Source organism: Vibrio sp. 1-2 (7-a) (genome assembly GCF_013048515.1).
GTDB classification, from domain to species: Bacteria; Pseudomonadota; Gammaproteobacteria; order Enterobacterales; family Vibrionaceae; genus Vibrio; species Vibrio diabolicus.
The window spans coordinates 211,998-232,739 of the sequence record NZ_VHSQ01000002.1 but is presented as its reverse complement, the minus strand read 5'-3'; the positions used below and the strand labels follow the sequence as shown (position 1 = coordinate 232,739).

19 protein-coding genes are annotated in these 20,742 nt (G+C 46.2%); 17 read left to right on the top strand and 2 right to left on the bottom strand.

All coding sequences use genetic code 11. The annotated features are described in order from the left end of the window. Nucleotides 1–47 precede the first annotated feature (47 nt). On the bottom strand, nt 48–422 hold the full coding sequence (locus FKN08_RS08680; RefSeq protein WP_012842485.1) for a MerR family DNA-binding transcriptional regulator: 375 nt from the start codon (nt 420–422) through the stop codon (nt 48–50). A 277-nt stretch (nt 423–699) separates the two neighbouring features. Here FKN08_RS08680 and FKN08_RS08675 point away from each other — a divergent pair, with 277 nt between their 5' ends. The 15 genes from FKN08_RS08675 (at nt 700) to FKN08_RS08605 (ending at nt 17,630) form a co-directional block, all read left to right on the top strand. Further along, nucleotides 700–1,911: a thiolase family protein gene (locus FKN08_RS08675; RefSeq protein ID WP_170891843.1), complete on the top strand. Its 1,212-nt coding sequence runs from the start codon at nt 700–702 to the stop codon at nt 1,909–1,911. A 23-nt stretch (nt 1,912–1,934) separates the two neighbouring features. Then, nucleotides 1,935–3,428, top strand: a complete 1,494-nt coding sequence (locus tag FKN08_RS08670; RefSeq protein WP_124008052.1) for a CoA-acylating methylmalonate-semialdehyde dehydrogenase — start codon at nt 1,935–1,937, stop codon at nt 3,426–3,428. Nucleotides 3,429–3,447: 19 nt separating this feature from the next. Beyond that, complete coding sequence (locus tag FKN08_RS08665) at nt 3,448–4,602, top strand: acyl-CoA dehydrogenase family protein (RefSeq protein WP_170891841.1); 1,155 nt, start codon at nt 3,448–3,450, stop codon at nt 4,600–4,602. A 38-nt stretch (nt 4,603–4,640) separates the two neighbouring features. After that, nucleotides 4,641–5,426 (top strand): enoyl-CoA hydratase, encoded by a 786-nt coding sequence (locus FKN08_RS08660; RefSeq protein ID WP_170891840.1) that lies wholly within the window; start codon nt 4,641–4,643, stop codon nt 5,424–5,426. Between the two features lie 8 nt (nt 5,427–5,434). After that, complete coding sequence (locus FKN08_RS08655; RefSeq protein ID WP_170891838.1) at nt 5,435–6,574, top strand: enoyl-CoA hydratase/isomerase family protein; 1,140 nt, start codon at nt 5,435–5,437, stop codon at nt 6,572–6,574. A gap of 11 nt (nt 6,575–6,585) precedes the next feature. Continuing rightward, nucleotides 6,586–7,491 carry a 3-hydroxyisobutyrate dehydrogenase gene (gene mmsB, locus FKN08_RS08650; protein ID WP_005390978.1) on the top strand — a complete coding sequence of 302 codons (906 nt, stop codon included), beginning with the start codon at nt 6,586–6,588 and terminating at the stop codon, nt 7,489–7,491. Between the two features lie 110 nt (nt 7,492–7,601). Next, nucleotides 7,602–8,360, top strand: a complete 759-nt coding sequence (locus tag FKN08_RS08645; protein ID WP_074190874.1) for an SDR family oxidoreductase — start codon at nt 7,602–7,604, stop codon at nt 8,358–8,360. Between the two features lie 791 nt (nt 8,361–9,151). Then, nucleotides 9,152–10,033 (top strand): ubiquinol oxidase subunit II, encoded by an 882-nt coding sequence (gene cyoA / locus FKN08_RS08640; RefSeq protein ID WP_005388604.1) that lies wholly within the window; start codon nt 9,152–9,154, stop codon nt 10,031–10,033. A gap of 5 nt (nt 10,034–10,038) precedes the next feature. After that, the gene (gene cyoB / locus FKN08_RS08635) at nt 10,039–12,075 is read left to right on the top strand and encodes a cytochrome o ubiquinol oxidase subunit I (protein ID WP_170891836.1); all 2,037 of its coding nucleotides are present in this window, start codon (nt 10,039–10,041) and stop codon (nt 12,073–12,075) included. Next, entirely contained in the window at nt 12,065–12,667 is a 603-nt protein-coding gene (cyoC, locus tag FKN08_RS08630) for a cytochrome o ubiquinol oxidase subunit III (protein WP_170891834.1), read from the top strand. Before cyoB ends, cyoC begins: the two co-directional genes overlap by 11 nt. Then, the gene (gene cyoD / locus FKN08_RS08625; protein WP_170891832.1) at nt 12,667–12,978 is read left to right on the top strand and encodes a cytochrome o ubiquinol oxidase subunit IV; all 312 of its coding nucleotides are present in this window, start codon (nt 12,667–12,669) and stop codon (nt 12,976–12,978) included. The genes cyoC and cyoD overlap by 1 nt, the downstream gene beginning before the upstream one ends. After that, on the top strand, nt 12,939–13,859 hold the full coding sequence (gene cyoE / locus FKN08_RS08620) for a heme o synthase (RefSeq protein WP_085343639.1): 921 nt from the start codon (nt 12,939–12,941) through the stop codon (nt 13,857–13,859). Before cyoD ends, cyoE begins: the two co-directional genes overlap by 40 nt. 123 nt (nt 13,860–13,982) lie before the next feature. Further along, on the top strand, nt 13,983–14,396 hold the full coding sequence (locus FKN08_RS08615) for a hypothetical protein (protein WP_249373393.1): 414 nt from the start codon (nt 13,983–13,985) through the stop codon (nt 14,394–14,396). Nucleotides 14,397–14,613: 217 nt separating this feature from the next. Further along, the gene (locus FKN08_RS08610; RefSeq protein WP_170891830.1) at nt 14,614–15,717 is read left to right on the top strand and encodes an NADH:flavin oxidoreductase; all 1,104 of its coding nucleotides are present in this window, start codon (nt 14,614–14,616) and stop codon (nt 15,715–15,717) included. A 527-nt stretch (nt 15,718–16,244) separates the two neighbouring features. Beyond that, nucleotides 16,245–17,630 carry an FAD-binding oxidoreductase gene (locus FKN08_RS08605; protein ID WP_170891828.1) on the top strand — a complete coding sequence of 462 codons (1,386 nt, stop codon included), beginning with the start codon at nt 16,245–16,247 and terminating at the stop codon, nt 17,628–17,630. Between the two features lie 105 nt (nt 17,631–17,735). On the opposite strand, the gene FKN08_RS08600 is transcribed toward FKN08_RS08605, so the two are convergent. Beyond that, nucleotides 17,736–18,626, bottom strand: a complete 891-nt coding sequence (locus FKN08_RS08600) for a LysR family transcriptional regulator (RefSeq protein ID WP_170891827.1) — start codon at nt 18,624–18,626, stop codon at nt 17,736–17,738. A 155-nt stretch (nt 18,627–18,781) separates the two neighbouring features. Here FKN08_RS08600 and FKN08_RS08595 point away from each other — a divergent pair, with 155 nt between their 5' ends. Next, on the top strand, nt 18,782–19,180 hold the full coding sequence (locus FKN08_RS08595) for a RidA family protein (protein ID WP_005375789.1): 399 nt from the start codon (nt 18,782–18,784) through the stop codon (nt 19,178–19,180). A 72-nt stretch (nt 19,181–19,252) separates the two neighbouring features. Further along, complete coding sequence (locus tag FKN08_RS08590) at nt 19,253–20,713, top strand: aldehyde dehydrogenase family protein (protein WP_012842493.1); 1,461 nt, start codon at nt 19,253–19,255, stop codon at nt 20,711–20,713. Nucleotides 20,714–20,742 lie beyond the last annotated feature (29 nt).

Sequence of the window (20,742 nt, the reverse complement as noted above, 5' to 3'; positions counted from 1 at the left end):
GGTAAGGTGGAAAAGCCGATTGCAGTGTCGCTATTTGAGTATAGCGGTTATGTCTCTTTGCTTTTGAGTGTTTGAATACAGCGTTCTTTAGCGGCATTCAACTCTGCCATTACGACGCTGATGTCATTGAGTTGCTGTTGTAGGACGGCTTGTTTCTCTTCAATGATATTGAGCATTTTCAATAACTGTCCTTCGGTTTGTTGCATGTCATAGAGCTCGAAAAGTTCACGAATTTCTGCCAGTGAAAAACCGAGCCGTTTCCCTCTTAAAATCAGTTTGAGACGAATTTTATCTCTGCGTTGATAAACGCGCATGTTGCCTTTTCGCTCTGGTTCAATCAGACCTACGTCCTCATAAAACCGGATACTGCGAGTGGTAATATCAAACTCCTTGGCGAGGTCACTGATTTTGTATTTTTCCATAACATACTTACCTCGAATAAAAATCCAGTTTCTGGAAATCGAACCTTCAACGGAAAGGCCGAACGCAAATTTTGAAAGATAAACGCCTACTTGGTGTGTTTTTTCATCTCATTGTAAAGGCTAGTGCTATGCTTACGTAAACGTCAAGAAATCGCAGTATGAAAGTTTGTCAGTGAGAAAGGGCGACAAAGACTGGCGTAGCACTTGGTGAGCAATGTCATGCAGGGGCGTCATCAGTCAGTCTAGTGTTCACATATACCTCAAGGGAATGCGAATCATGGAAAAAGACATCTGGATTGTCAGCGCGAAGAGAACGCCGATCGGGCGCTTTCAAGGGAAGTTGCAAACTTACTCCGCTCCCCAATTAGGTGCACAAGCGATAAAGGCTGCGATGCATGAAGTGAATGTGACATCTGTAGATGAAGTTTTCATGGGATGTGTGCTCCCTGCGGGTTGTGGGCAAGCCCCGGCGAGACAAGCGGCAATTGGTGCGGATTTACCCATGAATGTAGGTTGCACGACTATCAATAAAGTGTGTGGTTCCGGCATGAAGAGCGTCATGTTGGCGCACGATCTTATCAAAGCTGGAACGATTCGAACTGCCATTGCTGGTGGTATGGAGAGTATGACCAATGCGCCGTATTTATTGAAAGAGGCGAGAAATGGAATGCGCATGGGCCACCAGTCGACGTATGACCACATGTTTCTCGATGGATTGCAAGATGCGTACGAAGGGCACTTAATGGGTGTTTATGCTCAGCACGTCGCAGACAGGCTTAAGTTCACCAGAGAGCAAATGGACGAATGGGCAGTGATGTCGGCAAAACGTGCGTTGGAAGCTCAAGAGCGAGGCTTATTTGCCGACGAGCTCTCACCGATTGAACTCAACACCAAGTCTGAACAAGGAACGCTGGATTACGATGAGCACCCGCGCTCGATTGATCTGGATAAAATCCCTCAACTCAAACCTGCATTTGATAAAAAAGGCACGGTGACCGCTGCGAATTCGAGTGCGATTTCCGATGGCGCTGCAGCGCTTGTTCTAATGGATGAAGAGACTGCGATCCACCAAGGTCTTGAGCCACTCGCCGTTATCAAGTCTCACGCCACACACGCCAGAAAACCTGCTGAATATACTTTGGCTCCCGTTTATGCGATTGAACAGTTGTTGTCCCAGTTGGATTGGTCAATTGACGAAGTGGATCTGTGGGAAATCAATGAAGCCTTTGCTGTCGTGACACAAATCGCGGTAGCAGAACTTGGGCTTGATATGAGCAAAGTTAATATTAAAGGCGGAGCGTGTGCACTCGGGCATCCGATAGGCGCAAGTGGCGCACGAATTCTGGTGACATTGATTCATAGTTTGCGTCAGCTACAAGCTTTAGGTACCGACGGTGATCTAGACGCCAAAAAAGTGATGCGAGGCGTTGCGTCACTTTGTATCGGTGGTGGAGAGGCAACGGCGATAGGCATTGAAATACCGCTTTAATTGAAATCAGAAAGGAGTAAATGATGACTCGTTTAGTTCCCTTGTTTATTGGTGGAGAGTTTCGTGAATCTCAAACTTCGGATTGGGTTGAGGTGACTAATCCTGCCACTAATGATGTCATTGCGTACGTTCCCTGCTCAACGGATCACGAGATGGAAGCCGCCATTGATAATGCGAAAGAGACATTCCAATCCTGGAAGGAAGTGGCAGTATCCGAGCGTGCCAGAGTCATGCTTCGTTATCAGCACCTTCTCAAAGAACATCATGATGAGCTTGCCACACTGCTTTCTCATGAAACGGGTAAGATTTTAGTGGATGCTAAAGGCGATGTGTGGCGAGGCATAGAGGTGGTTGAGCAGGCTGCAAACATTGCCAGCAATTTGATGGGCGAAACCGTCGAAAATGTTGCCACGGATATTGATAGTTACTCAATGATTCAGCCCCTAGGTGTGTGTTGCGGCATTACGCCGTTTAACTTTCCTGCCATGATTCCGTTGTGGATGTTCCCAATCGCCATCGCTGCGGGTAATACGTTTGTGCTTAAACCCTCCGAACAAGTGCCGTTGACCTCTATTCGTTTAGCCGAACTATTTGAGCAAGCTGGCGCGCCGAAAGGAGTGTTGCAAATCGTTCACGGTTGCAAAGACCAAGTCGACTTTCTGCTGGCTCATCCTGACATTCGAGCGGTGTCATTTGTTGGCTCGGTTCCTGTTGCCCGTTATATCTACACCACGGGTACGAAACACTTTAAACGCGTTCAAGCTTTTGCTGGTGCTAAAAATCACATGGTGATCATGCCTGATGCGAACAAAGAACAAGTGGTGAATAACCTAGTGGGGTCCTCCGTTGGGGCGGCGGGGCAGCGTTGTATGGCGATTTCTGTTGCGGTATTTGTCGGCGATTCAAAACAATGGATTACAGACCTCAAACAGGCAATGGCGAAAGTACACCCAGGGCCTTGGGACGATGAGCAAGCTGCTTATGGTCCTCTCATCAGTGAGCAAGCTAAACAACGCGTATTGGACTTAATTGAAGATGGCAAACAACAAGGCGCAGTGTGTGAACTGGATGGCAGTCAGTGTGAAGTGGAAGGCTTTCCCGATGGAAACTGGATTGGCCCAACCTTGTTTAGCGGTGTAACAGCGAATATGTCGATTTACACGCAAGAGATATTTGGCCCCGTTTTAGTTTGTATGGAAGTCGAAACGTTGCAAGAGGCCATTGAGTTGGTGAATCGCAACCCTTACGGTAACGGCACTTCCATATTTACCGCTAATGGTGCTGCTGCAAGAAAATATCAGCATGACATTCAAGTCGGTCAAGTGGGGATCAATGTGCCAATTCCAGTCCCTTTACCATTTTTCTCCTTTACTGGTTGGAGAGGCAGTTTCTATGGCGATTTGCATGCGTATGGTAAACAAGCGGTACGTTTTTATACCGAGACTAAAACGGTGACGGCACGTTGGTTTGATGACGATATTCCAACGGGGCCTAATTTGACCATCCAACTGCGCTGAGTGAATAGAAGGAGCTTTTATGGACTTTGAACTTAATGAAGATCAACGTGCATTTGCCGATACCGCTCAGCAATTTGCCGATGAGCGTTTAGCACCGATGGCGGCGGAGTGGGATGAAAAACAGATCTTCCCCAAAGACGTATTGAGAGAGGCGGGAGAACTGGGGTTTCTCAGTCTCTACACTCCAGAAGCGCAAGGTGGCCTAGGGCTGAGTCGCTTGGATGCTTCAATTATCTTTGAACAACTGGCCATGGGATGTACGTCCACTACGGCGTTTATGACGATTCACAACATGGTCAGTTGGATGATAGCCAGTTTTGCTACCGATGAAGCCAAAACGCAGTTCTGCCCGAAGTTAGTTACGGGGGAATGGTTAGGCTCCTATTGCTTAACCGAGCCCAACGCAGGATCAGACGCCGCTGCACTGACCACTTCCGCTACAAAAAAGGGAGATAAGTATGTCCTCAACGGTGGCAAAACCTTTATCTCTGGCGCAGGAGAGACAGATGTTTTGGTCGTGATGGCGAGAACCGGAGAAGCGGGTGCCAAAGGCGTGTCTGCATTTGTTGTTCCTGCTCAAACAGGTGGTATCAGCTATGGGCGCAAAGAACCCAAAATGGGTTGGAATAGCCAACCAACACGAGCGGTTACTTTTGAAAATGTCGTTGTTCCAGCTAGCCATTTACTTGGCGAAGAAGGTCAAGGTTTTGTCTTTGCGATGAAAGGGCTTGATGGAGGGCGTATAAATATTGCGACCTGCTCCGTCGGTACGGCGCAACAGGCCCTTAATCAGGCGGCACGGTATATTCAAGAACGTAAGCAGTTCGGCAAGCCGCTTGCGCAGTTTCAAGCCTTACAATTCAAATTGGCAGACATGGCGACAGAGCTAGTGGCTGCGCGGCAGTTGGTGCGCTATGCCGCCAGTAAACTCGACCGAAATGACCCAGATGCCACTGCTTATTGCGCGATGGCAAAACGGTTCGCAACCGATGTGGGCTTTCAGGTTTGCGACCAAGCGCTGCAGCTTTATGGCGGCTATGGTTATATCAAAGAGTATCCAATGGAGCGTCATTTCAGAGATGTGCGTGTGCATCAAATTCTGGAGGGGACAAACGAAATCATGCGCTTGATCATCGCGCGCCGTTTGCTCTCTGAGGAATCGGCCTTGCTGTAGCGAAGTATTGGATTTGCTCATTGAGAAAGGATTCAGATATGCCATTAACCCAAGAAGCCATTCAACATACGATCACTAATCACGTTGCGGTGGTGATGATGAACAACCCGCCAGCCAATACGTGGACAGCAGAGAGCCTCAAGGTATTGAAGTCGCTGATACTCACACTTAACAATGATAAGCAGGTCTACGCACTGGTTTTAACCGGCAGTGGAGAAAAGTTTTTCTCTGCTGGTGCGGATCTCAAGCTATTTTCTGATGGTGACAAAGCGGTTGCGTTAGACATGGCGCGATGCTTTGGTGAAGCGTTTGAAACACTCTCGGAATTCCGTGGTGTTTCCATTGCCGCCATTAATGGTTACGCCATGGGCGGAGGTTTAGAAGTGGCATTAGCTTGTGATATTCGAGTAGTTGAAGAGCAAGCGGTACTTGCTTTACCTGAAGCCAAAGTCGGACTTTTGCCCTGCGCTGGCGGTACCCAAAACCTCACAGCGTTAGTAGGAGAAGGCTGGGCAAAGCGCATCATTTTATGTGGAGAACAAGTTAGCGCTGACAAAGCAAAAGAACTAGGCTTGGCTGAGGAGTTGGTTCCCAAAGGCGAAGCGTTAAGTAAAGCGTTGGAGCTTGCTGAATCTGTTGCGAACCAGTCACCATCTTCTGTCGCTGCATGTAAGGCGCTCATTCAAAATATGCGCTCAGCGCCACTTAAGCACGGCTTAATGAAAGAGCGAGAGTTGTTTCTGAATCTTTTTGATACGGAAGATCAAGTTGAGGGTGTTCGCGCCTTTTTAGAAAAACGCCCACCGCAATGGAAAAACCGATAGGAGGCCACATGGCAGGGATGGTAACCATCAGTGAAATAGAGTGCTTAGATGGCGTGCACCGCATTGGTATCGCAACGTTAGACAACACCGCTTCATTGAATGCATTGACGTATGACATGTTAGTCCAACTTAACGATCAGCTTATCAAGTGGCAAGACGATCCGCATGTGACTTGTGTGGTACTCACTGGCGCTGGTGAAAAAGCATTCTGCGCTGGTGGCGATGTTCGAGCTATGTATCACGTCATGCATAACGAGAGTAAAGAAAAAATCGTAGAGTTCTGTACGGACTATTTCGCGTTGGAGTATGAGTGTGACTATCTAATTCACACTTACAACAAGCCTATTATCGGTTGGGGAGAAGGTATTGTCATGGGCGGTGGAATGGGACTTTTTATGGGAACCAGCCATAAAGTTGTGACAACAACATCACGCCTTGCTATGCCAGAAATTAATATTGGACTGTATCCCGATGTGGGAGGTACATGGTTTTTAAGCCATATAGATCCGCAAGTGGGTTTATTCCTCGGATTGACAGGTTCAATGGTGAATTCAAGTGACGCTGTCACTATTGGTTTGGCCGATTGGTTACTGTTGGAAGAGCAGTATCCCACCTTACTGGATGAGCTAAAGCGGCTCCAGTGGGGCAAAGAAGATGCGAAAGAGTTGGTAACTGCGCTACTACAATTAATGGAAGAACAGGTTATTGATAGCAAACCAACCACGCAAATTTGTCCATACTTAGATCAGATAGAGGAAGCGTGCAAAGGCTTTGATCTTAATGCGATAGCACAGCGAGTCATGGCTATCGAAGGGAACAGTCAGTGGATAGAAAACGCGAAACAAACGTTCGCCGCGGGCAGTCCGATCACCGCGCATATTTGCTTCAGACAAGTGAAAGAATGCCACAGCTTACCACTTGCAGATTGCTTCCGCTTGGAGCTGAGTTTATCGGTTCGCAGCGCCTTATTAGGTGAGTTTAAAGAGGGCGTCCGTTCTCGGCTTATTGACCGGGATGGCGAACCTAACTGGATGTTTAACAGTGTCAGTGAAGTCGATGAAGATGTCATCGATACCTTGTTTACCTCACTTTGGCCGGATGACGAACATCCGCTTGCTGATTTGGGTGAACAAACACTTGGTCAATAAGGAGAATGATCATGAGTACCATCGCATTTATCGGTTTAGGAAGAATGGGGCATCCGATGGCGCAAAACTTATTAGCGTCTGGATTTAACGTGCAAGTATTTGATGTCGATAGCGAAGCGGCAAAGCAACTTGCACCTTTTGGTGCGGTGGTGGCGAGCTCTATTGAGGAAGTCGTGGATGGTGCAAGCACAGTCATCACGATGCTACCAGCAGGTTCTCACGTTCGTTCCGTGTATCTTGGTGACTTACACGGCGGCGTAGGTGTCCTCAATCTTGTCTCGCCAAGTACCTTGATGATTGATTGTTCAACCATTGATCCGGACTCTGCGCGATTAGTCGCCAATGAAGCGGCAAATAAACGCGTGCTGTTTGTCGACGCGCCCGTTTCGGGTGGTGTTGCCGGCGCTAAAGCGGCGACATTAACCTTTATTGTTGGTGGCTCGGATGAAGCATTTTCTAAAGCCAATGCCATTTTGCAGTACATGGGCAAAAATGTTTTCCATGCCGGTAAAGCGGGCGATGGTCAAATGGCGAAAATCTGTAATAACCTGATGCTCGGCATTTTAATGTCTGGTACGTGCGAGGCGCTAAATCTAGGTATCGATCATGGGCTCGATCCCAAAGTGTTATCAAACATCATGTTGCAAAGCTCTGGCCGAAATTGGGCATTGGAGCTTTACAACCCTTGCCCAGGCGTGATGGACAGTGCACCAGCCAGCAACGATTACCAACCGGGCTTTATGAGCAAACTCATGCTAAAAGATCTCGGCTTGGGGTTAGATGCGGCGTTACAAACACACTCTTCGGTTCCGATGGGCTCACTGGCGCGTAATTTATATTCTTTCCACAACGCGAGCGGCCACGGCGAGCTCGACTTCTCAAGCTTGTTTGAGTTTTACAAGAGTAAGAAAGGCTAGACTGAGTTTTGCTACAAAGCCGTCTGAAATGGTGAAGTAAAACTCATCATTTCGGACCACCGAAACAGGCTTGAAATAGGGAACATTATTAGCGATGGAGTGCAGTAACTATGGATATTAAAAATAGTGTCATTGCCATTACAGGTGCAGGGCAAGGACTTGGGCAAATGATGGCAATTACGCTTGCTCAAGCCGGTGCAGATTTAGCATTATTGGATGTAAACGCTAGTGGCTTAATGGAAACACAAGAGCAGTGCCGAATGCTGAGTGCAAAAGCGTTGACTTATCAAGTGGATGTAACGAGCGAAATCGACGTTGAAAACACGTTTGACGCGGTTATCCAAGATTTTGGCCAACTCAATGGGCTAGTCAATAATGCTGGCGTGCTAAGAGATGGGTTACTTGTAAAATCAAAAGACGGCGTGATCAGTAAGATGTCTTTGGATCAATTCAACTTGGTCATGAACGTCAACGTTACGGGGACATTTTTGTGTGGGCGTGAAGCTGCCGTCAAGATGATTGAGAGCGGTTCACAAGGCGTTATCATCAATATTTCTAGTGTCGCGAGAGCAGGGAATATCGGTCAAACCAATTATTCTGCATCTAAAGCGGCGGTCGCAACCATGGCGACAACGTGGGCCCGTGAGTTAGCAAGATACGGTATCCGCGCGGCGGCGATTGCACCAGGTGTGGTACATACCGCGATGGCAGAGCAAATGAAACCAGAAGCCATAGAACGGCTAGAAAAGATGATCCCAATTGGAAGGATGGGTGAAACAAGTGAAATCGCGCATGCAGTAAAATACATTCTTGAGAGTGATTACTTTACTGGCAGAGTTTTAGAAGTGGATGGCGGCATTCGTATGTAAAAGCTCTAGGGTTAGGTCCCACAGACCGGAATGACAAGCTTCTTTCCCTTTCAACATTTCCTATTTTTCCGAGAGCCAGTTCTGGGCAACGTAAGTGTTTATTACTCATATTTGGATTCGCCCTGCGAATGGTTTGCCAAAAGTAAATAATGAGAAGTAAATACCACTCAAATACTAAGTGAAATCATTAATTTGATATTGATCACAATTTTCCGCTTTTAATTTCCCCTTCGTACTCAAGCTATCTATGTAAATGCAGTTGATAGTCAGTCTCATCAAAATGAATTTGCAACTGTCTGTTTCAAAAGACATTAACTTTGAAGCACGTGAAGTTCGTGTTGAGGTTAATGTCCTATTGAAAGAGTGTGAGTTTCATTAATGGAAGGTTAGTTTCCAGTTGTGGCTAATGAGCTTTAACTTTTTACTCCTCATAATGCGCCAAATGTAACATTGTGTTTCAAAGTGTAACAATAAACTCACACTAATAGTGTGGTTTTGATCTCCACTCAATTCCGTTTTGTTTCGCTCTGATCCCGACGTTACTCATGCTCAACACATAAACATTCTAATGACTATAACAACTGGTTCTTAGCTTGATACCAATCGTAGCAAGTAATTGTTCATTCTAGCTGGTTAAGATGCTTGATAACGGCGCTGAAAAATTTGTAAGTAGAATAACTACTTATCAAAATTTTTGCCTTTTTATCAAACATTTCCCCTGCGCTGTTTCTGAGCCCTTATTTACTGTGATTGGCATTTGTTTTGAAACCAGACAACCATCGAGAAAGTTAATGGAAGCCTCAAGATATAAACGCATCTTGTCGAGGGGAAGTTTGGCGTCCGTCATACTTATGCTCTCAGGATGTAATTCAGCTTTACTTGACCCCAAAGGTGCCATTGGTGTGCAGGAAAAAGAGCTAATTATTACTGCTCTTTTGCTGATGTTGATCGTTGTAATCCCTGTGATTCTAATGACGATTTACTTTGCTTACCGATACCGCGCCTCTAACACTGAAGAAGAGTACGCACCCGAGTGGTCACACTCGACCAAAATCGAAGTGGTGGTATGGACAATTCCAATCATCATCATTGCGATTCTTGCGACGATCACATGGCGTTCGACTCATGAACTAGAGCCCTCCAAACCATTGGAAAGTGATGTTAAGCCAATGACCATCGAAGTGGTGTCACTCGATTGGAAATGGTTGTTCATCTATCCAGAAGAAAACATTGCGACGGTGAACTATGTGGCGTTCCCGAAAGATGTGCCAGTGCAGTTCAAACTGACTTCGGACAACATCATGAACGCGTTTTTCATCCCTCGCTTAGGTACACAGATCTACGCGATGCCAGGCATGGTTACCAAGCTTAACCTGATAGCGAACCACGAAGGTGACTACAAGGGTTTTGCATCGAACTACAGCGGCGAAGGCTTTTCGCAAATGAAGTTCACAGCTTCAGCAATGTCTGATCGTGCTGCGTTCCTAAATTGGGTGCAGAAAGTGAAGGCGAGCCCTGATCGTATTGAAGATTGGGAGCAATACAGCTCACTGGCAGCGCCAAGTATCGCAGAGCCAGTCACTTTGTTCTCTAGCGTTCCTCCGTTCTTGTTCACCGACGTTGTGACTCAGCATCCTGGTTCAATGAACTGTTTGCCTGAAAACCAAGGATAATCGTAATGTTTGGAAGATTAACTCTTGATTCAGTTCCATTCCACGAACCTATTATCGTCATCACCTTAGCGTTTGTGGCGCTGGTTGGTTTAGCCGTAGTTTACGCGGTAACTAAAGCCGGAAAGTGGCAATATTTGTGGAATGAATGGTTTACTTCAGTAGACCATAAAAAACTTGGCTTCATGTACATCGCAGTAGCGATGGTGATGCTTGTTCGTGGTTTTGCTGACGCAGTCATGATGCGTAGTCAGCAACTCCTTTCTTCTGCGGGTGAAGCAGGTTACTTGCCACCGCATCACTACGATCAAATTTTTACTGCCCATGGCGTGATCATGATCTTCTTCGTAGCGATGCCATTGGTTATTGGTCTGATGAACATCATCGTGCCATTACAGATTGGTGCGCGTGACGTAGCTTTCCCGTATCTGAATAACTTGAGCTTTTGGCTGTTTGTTGTTGGTGTCATTCTAACAAACATGTCTCTCGGCTTAGGTGAATTTGGTCGCACCGGCTGGCTAGCGTATCCGCCGCTTTCAGGTATTGAGGCCAGCCCAGGAGTCGGGGTCGACTATTGGATTTGGGCGCTGCAGATATCAGGTGTCGGTACGACGTTAACAGGCGTGAACTTCTTCGCGACCATTTTGCGTATGCGTACACCGTCTATGCCAATGATGAAGATGCCAGTTTTCACTTGGGCGTCTCTGTGTGCAAACATTTTGATCATCATTTCATTCCCAATCCTAACGGTGACTATCGCTCTGCTAACGCTGGATAGATACCTAGGCATGCACTTCTTTACCAATGATCTTGGCGGCAACGTAATGATGTACGTCAACCTGATTTGGGCTTGGGGCCACCCAGAAGTGTACATTTTGATCTTGCCAATTTTTGGTGTGTTCTCAGAGGTCACCGCAACCTTCTCACGTAAAAAGTTGTTCGGTTACACATCGCTAGTTTGGGCTACCGTAGTTATCACGATTCTTGCGTTTGTCGTTTGGCTACACCACTTCTTTACGATGGGATCTGGCGCGAACGTAAATGCCTTCTTCGGTATTGCCACGATGATTATTTCTATCCCAACAGGGGTGAAGATCTTCAACTGGCTATTCACCATGTACAAAGGCCGCATCCGCTTTACGACGCCAATGATGTGGACGGTGGGCTTCCTGATCACCTTTACTGTTGGTGGTATGACAGGCGTACTAATGGCTGTTCCGGGCGCAGATTTCGTTCTGCATAACTCAGTATTCCTGATTGCTCACTTCCACAACGTTATCATCGGTGGTGTGGTGTTTGGATGTTTCGCTGCGATCACTTACTGGTTCCCGAAAGCGACAGGTTTCACCATGAATGAAACTTGGGGCAAACGTGCGTTCTATCTTTGGATTATTGGTTTCTTAATGGCGTTCCTACCGCTTTACGCGCTGGGCTTTATGGGTATGACTCGTCGTTTAAGCCAAGACATCAACCCTGAATACTTCCCACTGTTATCGATTGCCGCAGCAGGTACGGTTGTGATTGCGCTGGGCGTATTGTCTCAGTTCATCCAAATTTACGTGAGTATCCGTGACCGCGAGCAAAACCGTGACCTAACTGGTGATCCGTGGGGTGGTCGTACTCTTGAGTGGGCAACATCGTCTCCACCGCCGTTCTACAACTTTGCACACCTGCCAAAAGGTGATGTGCTGGATGCCTTCTGGTACCAGAAACAAAGTGGCGAGTTCGATCCAACTAAAGAAGTGGAATACGAACGTATTCATATGCCAAAAAACACGGCAACAGGCATCTACGTGTCGGCTTGGTCGCTCCTATTTGGCTTCGGCATGATTTGGTACATCTGGTGGCTAGCGGCAGCAAGTTTGGTCGGTATTATCGTGACGTGTATTCAGCACAGTTACAACGATGACGTGGATTACTACGTGGAAGTTGAAGAGATCAAAGCAATTGAGGCCGAGCGTCGAGCTCAGCTTGAAGAAGCGAAGAAAAACTCAGTGAAAGACAGCGAAAGTAAAGATGATCTGGAGGTGACGTATGCAAACTAATATCGCAGCACATCACGACCATGATCACCACCATGACGCGAATGGCAACAAGCTATTTGGTTTCTGGGTTTACCTGATGAGTGACTGCGTACTGTTTGCGACCTTGTTCGCGACATACGCTGTGTTGTCGAGCAATTCAATTGCGGGCCCAACAGGTAAAGACATTTTCGAACTCCCATTCGTGTTTGTCGAAACCATGCTGCTGCTGTTTAGCAGTATCACATTTGGTTTTGGCATTATCGCGATGAAGCGCAACAACGTTGCTGGTCTCAAACGTTGGATGTTAGTAACGTTCGCGCTTGGTCTTGGCTTTATCTGTATGGAGGTCTATGAGTTCCATCACCTGATTGAAGAAGGCTATGGTCCACAAACAAGTGCATTCCTATCGGCATTCTTTACGTTGGTTGGTACGCACGGCCTGCACGTAACCTTTGGTCTGATTTGGTTAGCGGTAGCATATCACCAACTGTCGATGAAAGGTCTGAACGACAATATGGCAATGCGCTTTAACTGCCTAAGTCTATTCTGGCACTTTCTAGATATCGTCTGGATTTGTGTCTTTACCATCGTTTACTTACTGGGGGTAATGTAATGGATCAACATGTAGAAACCAGTGCATCAGATTACGTGAAAGGCTTCATTGCCTCACTGATTCTGACGGTAATTCCGTTCTACTTTGTTTGGACGAAATCATTACCAGATACAACAACCTATGCGATTCTATTTGGATGTGCATTAGTGCAGATACTTGTTCACTTCAAATACTTCTTGCATATGGAAACAAAAACATCCGACGGACGTTGGAACCTTGTATCACTGATGTTTACCGCCATTGTTGTACTTATCCTTATCGCTGGCTCGGTATGGATCATCTACAACATGAACGTCAACATGAAGTTGTAGGCCAAGGTATGCTGAAAAGTTATTTGTCTATTACTAAACCGGGCATTATTTTCGGCAACCTGATTTCTGTTGCGGCGGGGTTCTTCCTCGCCGCAAAAACAGAACCAGCCAGTCTAATGTTGTTCGTTACAACGTTAGTTGGTGTGGGGTTAGTCATCGCTTCAGGTTGTGTGGTAAATAATATTTTTGATCGTGATATCGACCAAAAGATGGCACGTACACAAAATCGTGAAACCGTGAAAGGCAACATCAATATCGATATTGCGTTTGTTTATGCGCTTGCTTTATTGCTGGTAGGCACCGCACTGTTATTTATCCGAGTGAACCCGCTATCCGCTGTCGTCGTTTTGCTTGGCTACGTGTATTACGTGTTCTTTTACACGATGTGGTACAAACGTAACTCGGTGTATGGAACCTTAGTGGGAAGTATTTCAGGCGCAGTCCCGCCATTGGTGGGTTACTTGGCGGTAACAAACTTCATTAGCTTGGAAGCGATTTTACTCTTTACCATGTTCTGTCTTTGGCAAATGCCGCACTCGTACGCGATTGCCATGTTCCGCATGCAAGACTACCGAGAAGCCGGGATTCCCGTATTGCCAGTTAAAGAAGGCATTCATAAAGCGCATCGACACATGAAAGCGTATGTCGTGGCGTTTGGGGCAGTATCGCTGGGATTATTTTTACTTGGTGAAGCTGGGTATGAATATTTAGCGGTTGCAGCGGTTGTTTGCTTTATGTGGACGAAAGTGACCTTTCGCAGCATTGATGACAGCAACTACATCGCTTGGTCAAAGTCGGTGTTTAAAGTCTCACTGCTAGTGGTGATGGGGATCAGTGGTGTACTAGGATTAGAGCTTATTCCGTTGCCATTTATTTATTGAGTTTGAAATTCTTTAATATCACTTCTATGTAGCTCCCATTCTGAGAGCTACATGCTTTGCTAGACTCGAATTCATGCCTAAAAGAGATAATATGATTATCCCTTCTAACTATGGTCTTGGTTCATGTTTCGTCGTTTTACTCTTCTTTCAATTGTTGCAATTTCTTCATACGTATTAGCCCAAGTTCCGTCCTCGGTTAGCTCCGTGGAAACTTATCGTATTGGAGATATTCTTGTCAGGCTTATTATCCACAACATGGAGGTTAATCCAGTGATTGAAGTCGATACAATTAATCGTTCAGATTATGAAATAAATGATGTATTTCGAGTTGCCTCCATTTCTCTAGATAATGAAAAACTGGATTTCAACCAGAGTGCTGGCGTTTTTGTAGAAGAGTATGGAGAGCGTGATAATAAAGTATTTTTCGTGCTTGATTACTTTTACCTACATGGGGGAGGAAGCGTTCTTGTGGATTGTGAAGTCTCATTCGAAAAAGAGAAGATCTTACCCCCAGAATGTAGAGTGAAGGTAAACTGAGAAATCGGCTGAGTTGCTTTGCTTACAAGCTTATCTCACTAAACCTTAATCCAGATTAAAGTTTTGCCGCCCACGAGGCATTAAGGTGCGCCTGTAGTTTGCAGGTCTCACGGATTCAGAGAAGGAACAGCCATACGTTGTGTATCGCTGTTCCTTTTTTGTTCTTGGTTACTTGGGAAAAGATAGAACCATAAAGACAACATTAAGAGGACTGGTTTTGAGCATTTTGTTTTCCGAAGCCCGCATTGGCAACATGACCCTAAAGAACCGTTTTGTGCGCAGCGCAACGTGGGAGAACATGGCGACCGAAGATGGCCACATGACGGATAAGCTTTACGATATTTACGAAGAGTTGGCGAAAGGTGAAGTGGGTCTAATTGTTACCGGTTATGCCAATATCGTGGAAGAAGAGAAACCCAACGCTGGGATGATGGGGATCTACAACGACTCTTTTATTGAAGAATACAAAAAGCTAACAGAGCTAGTACATCAACACGATTCTAAAATCGTAATGCAAATTGCTTACGGTGGAACCAAAACCACCTACAACGTAGGTGAGCGTGTCATCTTCGCTCCGAGTGACGTGCCTGAGCGTGGCACGAATACGCAAGGCAAAGCGATGACAAAAGACGAAATTGACTACATCGTAAAGGCATTCGCATTGGCGAGTAAACGTGCTCAAGACACTGGTTTTGACGGCGTAGAGATACATGCGGCACATACTTACTTAATTAACCAGTTTTTAAGCCCGTACTATAATCGTCGCGAAGACGAATACGGTGGTAGCTTAGAAAATCGCATGCGTTTCCTTTTAGAAATTTTTTCTGAAACCAGAAAGCTGGTTGGGAATACTTTCCCAATCCTTGTGAAGCTTACCGCGACAGAATTCTTTGACGGCGGTTTAACGTTCGATGAAACTCGCGTCGTTTGTAAGAAACTCGAAGAAGTGGGTGTTGATGCGATCATCGTGTCTGGCAATATTCACGGCAAAGCAAACGAGCTTGTTGGTGAAACGTTCGATGGTTACACACTACAAGAAGAAGGCTATTTTCACGAATATGGGCACGTGATCAGTCAGGACGTTGACATACCGGTGATTACTGTCGGCGGATTGAGTGGCATTGATGCGATTGAGAAAATTGCAGAAAACACAGATATCCAATTTTTCGCTGTGTCACGTCCTTTATTGGCTGAGCCTCAGTTAATAAAGCGCTGGAAAGAGGGTAACCGAGCGCCAGTGGATTGCGAGCGTTGCTCAAAATGCCGAACCAAACGTGGTAACTTTTGCGTGGTGTATAAGAACCGAAATCGTCGTAAATAACCCATCTTAAGTGGCGGTATGTCACTGATAAATAGCGCAATAGCCTTCTAAAACACTAAGAAGGCTATTCAATTTAATTCAATATCACTGCCTCTAACGGCTATTCACTATTCGCAGTCCGAAATATTTTTATAATCCTATTTAATTGATAAATAAAGGTAATATAATTAATTATTAAAAATGTTAATTATAAGACAAAGTTTCATATCTGAAACTAAATTGCATTCTAAACTTACAATGAACTTATTAATAATTAGGTGCGAGTGTCACACAGGGTAAAGAATACAGAAGGTGTTTTGAGGTGCGGTATCATTGCGATAACTATCTGATTTTTATAACTGTGTTTCAGCTTTATCGAACCCAAGAGAGTAAGGGAATTTGTGACCCTACGGTATCGTTACTGTGGGGCCTTGTTTATTTTCTGAAAATAGCTACTCAAACGTCACGTTTAATTGTGAGGGACTTGTATTAGCTTGTCGTTGCATTGTGCTTTGCAAGCCTCATGTAAAACGTGAGAGGCAACTAATATGAATAGTCTAGAAAATGCAACCATTGAACACTTTAAAAATCAATTTCAGGGTGATGTTGTTTTGCCCGGAGATCCTACGTACGACGAAGTTCGTCAAATCTGGAATGGCATGATAGATCGCAGTCCCGGTGTTATCGCTCGCTGCCAGTCTGCCGATGATGTCGTGATGGCGGTTAACTTTGCTCGGGATAACAATCAGCTACTTTCGGTCCGAGGTGGTGGGCATAATATTGCGGGCAATGCGGTTTGCGATCATGGTGTGATGATCGACTTGTCGCTTTTGAATCATGTTCAAGTGGATGAAAGCGAAAGAAGGGCTTTCGTTGAACCTGGCTGTACGTTGGCAGATGTCGATGAGGCCACACAAAAATATGGATTAGCAACGCCTGTCGGCATTAATTCAACCACGGGAATTGCGGGGTTAACGCTTGGTGGTGGTTTTGGTTGGTTGAGCCGAAAATATGGTATGACGATAGACAACTTGGTCTCTGCAAATGTCGTAACTGCAGATGGTCGTCAACTGCTCGCGAATGAGACAGAAAATGCCGATTTGTTCTGGGCGTTACGTGGGGGCGGCGGTAACTTTGGTATCGTTACGCGTTTTGAATTCCAGCTACATCCTGTCGGTCCAGAGGTGTTAAGTGGTCTCATTGTCTTTCCATTTGAGCAAGCGAAATCCATTATCACCCAGTTTGCGAAATTCACTGAGTCGGCCCCTGATGATCTAAGTGTCTGGATGGTGAGTCGGAAAGCGCCGCCACTCCCTTTCTTACCTGAAAGCGTTCACGGAAAAGAAGTGGTTGTACTCGCGATATGTTATGCGGGTGACCCGGCTGAAGGTGAGAAGTTAATTGCACCGTTGAGAGAGTTTGGTGATGCACATGGTGAGCATGTTGGTGTACAGCCATTTGTGGCGTGGCAGCAAGCGTTTGATCCATTGCTTACTCCGGGCGCACGTAACTATTGGAAATCGCACAATTTTAACTCGCTAAGCGAAGGTGTGATTGATGCAGCGATAGAATACGCAGGTAAGTTACCATCGCCTCAGTGTGAGATTTTTATCGCCTCTCTTGCCTGCGCTGCCTCTAGACCTGAGCCTGAGTCTATGGCTTATTCTAGCCGTGATGCAAACTATGTATTAAATGTGCATGGAAGATGGGATTTAGCAGAAGATGATGAAGCTTGCATCAGCTGGGCAAGGGAATTTTTTGCCAAGACTAAGCCCTATGCAAGTGGCGGAGCGTATATCAATTTCCTTACACAAGACGAAGCTGAACGTACAGAGTCGGCCTACGGTCCAACCTTTGCGCGTTTACAAGCAGTGAAGAAGAAGTTTGATCCAAATAACTTGTTCAGAATGAATCAGAATATCAAGCCAGAATAAGTGCAATAAGAGCGTCGTCATTTCATATGACCGGATCTGTCACTTAATATCAAATAACAGTGGCTCTAAAATCTAATGGAGCCACTGTTAGCTAAAACCTTCGAACTACGTTTCTTCATCTTGATAGTTTAGATAACGTACACACAAATCATGAAACGCTTTTGCTTGAGGCGAGATCGTGCGGTCGGTCAACGTAAAGATACCAATTTGCCTTTCAAGCGGTGGATCGATAAGTGGGATCCAAACCAAGCGTGTTTCATTGGTTGGGAAAGCAAGCTTCGGTAGGGTCGTGACACCAATCCCAAGTTCTAAGACAGAAAACAGCGAAGTGATATTCTCGACCGAATAGAGCGCTTGCTCACTCAGTGCTCTGGCTGGGGTTGGATCGAGAAGCGTACAGGTGCCGTTACGAATAAAAGGTTGTTCGAGCAAAGTTTGCCACTCGATTCCCTCTGTTTTATTGGCAATCGGGTTATCTTTTAAACACACCACGCCAATGGGGTCGGACAACAGCGGTGTAAAGTCAATGCCGCCCTCATCAAGGTGAGAGGGGTTACCGAGCGCCAAGTCGACTTCACCGGAGAGTAAGCGAGCCTCGACGCCCGCCGCGTTGTCATCGATCAAGCTTACTTCTACATTTGGATACTGCTCGCAAAAGGCACCCAACACGCTCGGGATGAGTTTCGCTGCAACAGAAGGAACGCTCGCAATTCGCACTCTCCCTTGCTGTCCGGCCGCGGCAGCTTTGAGATCGTTGTCCAGCGCACTGTAGATATTGAGAAACTGAACCACCTTGGGCAAACAAATTTCACCAAAAGGCGTTAATTTGGTTTTTTTGCCGGGTTCAAACAGAGTTTGCCCTAGCATTTTCTCAAGCTCTTTTATCGATGTGGAGAGTGCAGCCTGAGATCGATTTGCACGATGTGAAGCGGCTCGAAACCCACCTTCCTCGACTACCATCACAAAATGCATTAATTGTTGAAGCTTAATACTCATCCCTAATGCCTCTTAATCCCTTTATTTACGTTATTCTCAATGAGGTGATAAGTTTTATTTATCAAATGTAAAAAATTTACCGTTAGATTTATCGCCTGTCAATGTGCATCATTTAACCATATTGAAACAAAGCTGTTACAAAGGTTGAAAGGCACGTGAATACTCCTACTAAAAAACACCCAGTTAAAACCAGTCTATTTGCTTCTAAAGCGCCGCTTGAATGGGCGATTGTTAACAATGGAACTCTGTATACGGCTCAAATTCCTATTGATGACACAGGTGCGGTTGTGGAAGGCGGCATCGAAGCACAAACACGTCAAACCTTTAACAATCTCATTCACACCCTGGAGTGTGCAGGGGAGTCTTTGGACTCTGTATTGCAGGTCCTGATTTACGTGACCGACAGAGAATACTTAAAAACCGTTAACCAAGTGTACGCGGAATATTTTGAAGCGCCGTACCCAAATCGCGCCGCCATGGTGGTTGCAGGGTTAGCACGAGAAGAAATGTTGGTGGAGTTTGTCGTCTACGCGTCGGCAAGCCAACCAGAATAAATCCAACAAGAATAATTGAGATCAGTGAGTGGGTGGCTTGCCATCACAAATCGGAAGAACAAGGAAAGAACCATGACTTTTATTAACAATGTTCAAGCAGAAAAATCCCTCTATATAGCAGGTGAATGGCAATCGGGCATGGACACCATCGCCAATATTAACCCTTCTGATATCAGCGAAAACATTGGCGATTTCGCACAAGCGAGTGTGTCGCAAGTAGAGCAAGCGATTCAAGCGGCTAAATCAGCGCAGCCAGAGTGGGAAAAAACACCAATCGAGCGCAAACAAGCAGTGTTGCAAGCGATTGGTGATGAGCTCATTGCACGATGTGACGAATTGGGCACTTTGCTGTCGCGTGAAGAAGGTAAGCCATTTGCTGAAGGTCGAGGTGAGATTTACCGTGCTGGCCAATTCTTCCAATACTTTGCTGCTGAGGTACTGCGTCAAATTGGCGATAACGCTGCTTCCGTCCGTCCAGGTGTCTCCGTTGAAGTTACTCGCGAAGCCGTCGGCGTTATCGCCATTATCTCTCCTTGGAACTTCCCAACAGCAACAGCGGCTTGGAAAATCGCGCCAGCACTTGCGTTTGGCAACAGCGTCGTCTGGAAGCCTGCCAACCTAACCCCAGCAAGTGCCGTCGCGCTGACTGAGATTATCCATCGCCAAGGTTTACCTGCTGGCACGTTTAACCTCGTTTTGGGTAGCGGTTCGCAAGTAGGTAATACCCTTATCAATTCGAAAGATGTGAACGGCGTGAGCTTCACTGGGTCTGTGGACACTGGCCGTAAAGTTGCAGCGGCTACGGCACCAAACTTTGTGCGTTGTCAGCTAGAGATGGGCAGCAAAAACGCGCTCGTAGTGGCAGATGATGCAGACATTCAAATTGCCGTTGAAGCCACAATCGCAGGCTCATTCTCGGGTGCAGGTCAAAAATGTACCGCGTCTTCTCGTCTTGTGGTTATGGACGGAATTCACGACGCGTATGTTGAAGCGCTAATCAAACGCATGAGCGAATTAAAAGTGGGTCACGCACTAGAAGAGGGCGTATTTATGGGCCCTGTTGTTGATGGTAACCAGCTGAATGCGAACTTTGAGTGGATTGAAAACGCACGCCAAGCAGGCGCGGAGCTGGCTTTCGGTGGTGAGCGTCTGAGCCTAGAGCATGACGGTTACTACATGTCACCAACCCTGTTCTTGAACACACAAAACAACTGGGAAGTGAATCAAGAAGAAGTCTTTGCACCAATGGCAAGCGTGATTCGCGTGTCTGATCTGGATGAGGCGATTGCAGTCGCGAACGATACGCGCTTTGGCCTGACAGGCGGCATTATTACGCAAAGCCTGCGCAATAGCGCGATCTTCAAACAGCAAGTCCAAACGGGCTGCGTCATGGTTAACTTGCCAACTGCGGGTACAGATTATCACGTCCCATTTGGTGGCCGTAAAGAATCTAGCTTTGGTCCTCGTGAGCAAGGTCAGTACGCCAAAGAGTTCTACACCGTGGTGAAAACCGCTTATCAGCGCCCTTACTAAGAACAGCAGGGTAGCTGATGGTGTCAGCT

Coding starts and splice junctions, on each gene's coding strand:
- FKN08_RS08590 (WP_012842493.1), top strand. CDS start 19,253: ATGACTTTTATTAACAATGTTCAAGCAGAAAAATCCCTCTATATAGCA.
- cyoA (WP_005388604.1), top strand. CDS start 9,152: ATGGAAGCCTCAAGATATAAACGCATCTTGTCGAGGGGAAGTTTGGCG.
- cyoE (WP_085343639.1), top strand. CDS start 12,939: ATGGATCATCTACAACATGAACGTCAACATGAAGTTGTAGGCCAAGGT.
- cyoC (WP_170891834.1), top strand. CDS start 12,065: ATGCAAACTAATATCGCAGCACATCACGACCATGATCACCACCATGAC.
- FKN08_RS08665 (WP_170891841.1), top strand. CDS start 3,448: ATGGACTTTGAACTTAATGAAGATCAACGTGCATTTGCCGATACCGCT.
- FKN08_RS08600 (WP_170891827.1), bottom strand. CDS start 18,626: ATGAGTATTAAGCTTCAACAATTAATGCATTTTGTGATGGTAGTCGAG.
- FKN08_RS08655 (WP_170891838.1), top strand. CDS start 5,435: ATGGCAGGGATGGTAACCATCAGTGAAATAGAGTGCTTAGATGGCGTG.
- cyoB (WP_170891836.1), top strand. CDS start 10,039: ATGTTTGGAAGATTAACTCTTGATTCAGTTCCATTCCACGAACCTATT.
- FKN08_RS08680 (WP_012842485.1), bottom strand. CDS start 422: ATGGAAAAATACAAAATCAGTGACCTCGCCAAGGAGTTTGATATTACC.
- mmsB (WP_005390978.1), top strand. CDS start 6,586: ATGAGTACCATCGCATTTATCGGTTTAGGAAGAATGGGGCATCCGATG.
- FKN08_RS08660 (WP_170891840.1), top strand. CDS start 4,641: ATGCCATTAACCCAAGAAGCCATTCAACATACGATCACTAATCACGTT.
- cyoD (WP_170891832.1), top strand. CDS start 12,667: ATGGATCAACATGTAGAAACCAGTGCATCAGATTACGTGAAAGGCTTC.
- FKN08_RS08670 (WP_124008052.1), top strand. CDS start 1,935: ATGACTCGTTTAGTTCCCTTGTTTATTGGTGGAGAGTTTCGTGAATCT.
- FKN08_RS08615 (WP_249373393.1), top strand. CDS start 13,983: ATGTTTCGTCGTTTTACTCTTCTTTCAATTGTTGCAATTTCTTCATAC.
- FKN08_RS08605 (WP_170891828.1), top strand. CDS start 16,245: ATGAATAGTCTAGAAAATGCAACCATTGAACACTTTAAAAATCAATTT.
- FKN08_RS08675 (WP_170891843.1), top strand. CDS start 700: ATGGAAAAAGACATCTGGATTGTCAGCGCGAAGAGAACGCCGATCGGG.
- FKN08_RS08645 (WP_074190874.1), top strand. CDS start 7,602: ATGGATATTAAAAATAGTGTCATTGCCATTACAGGTGCAGGGCAAGGA.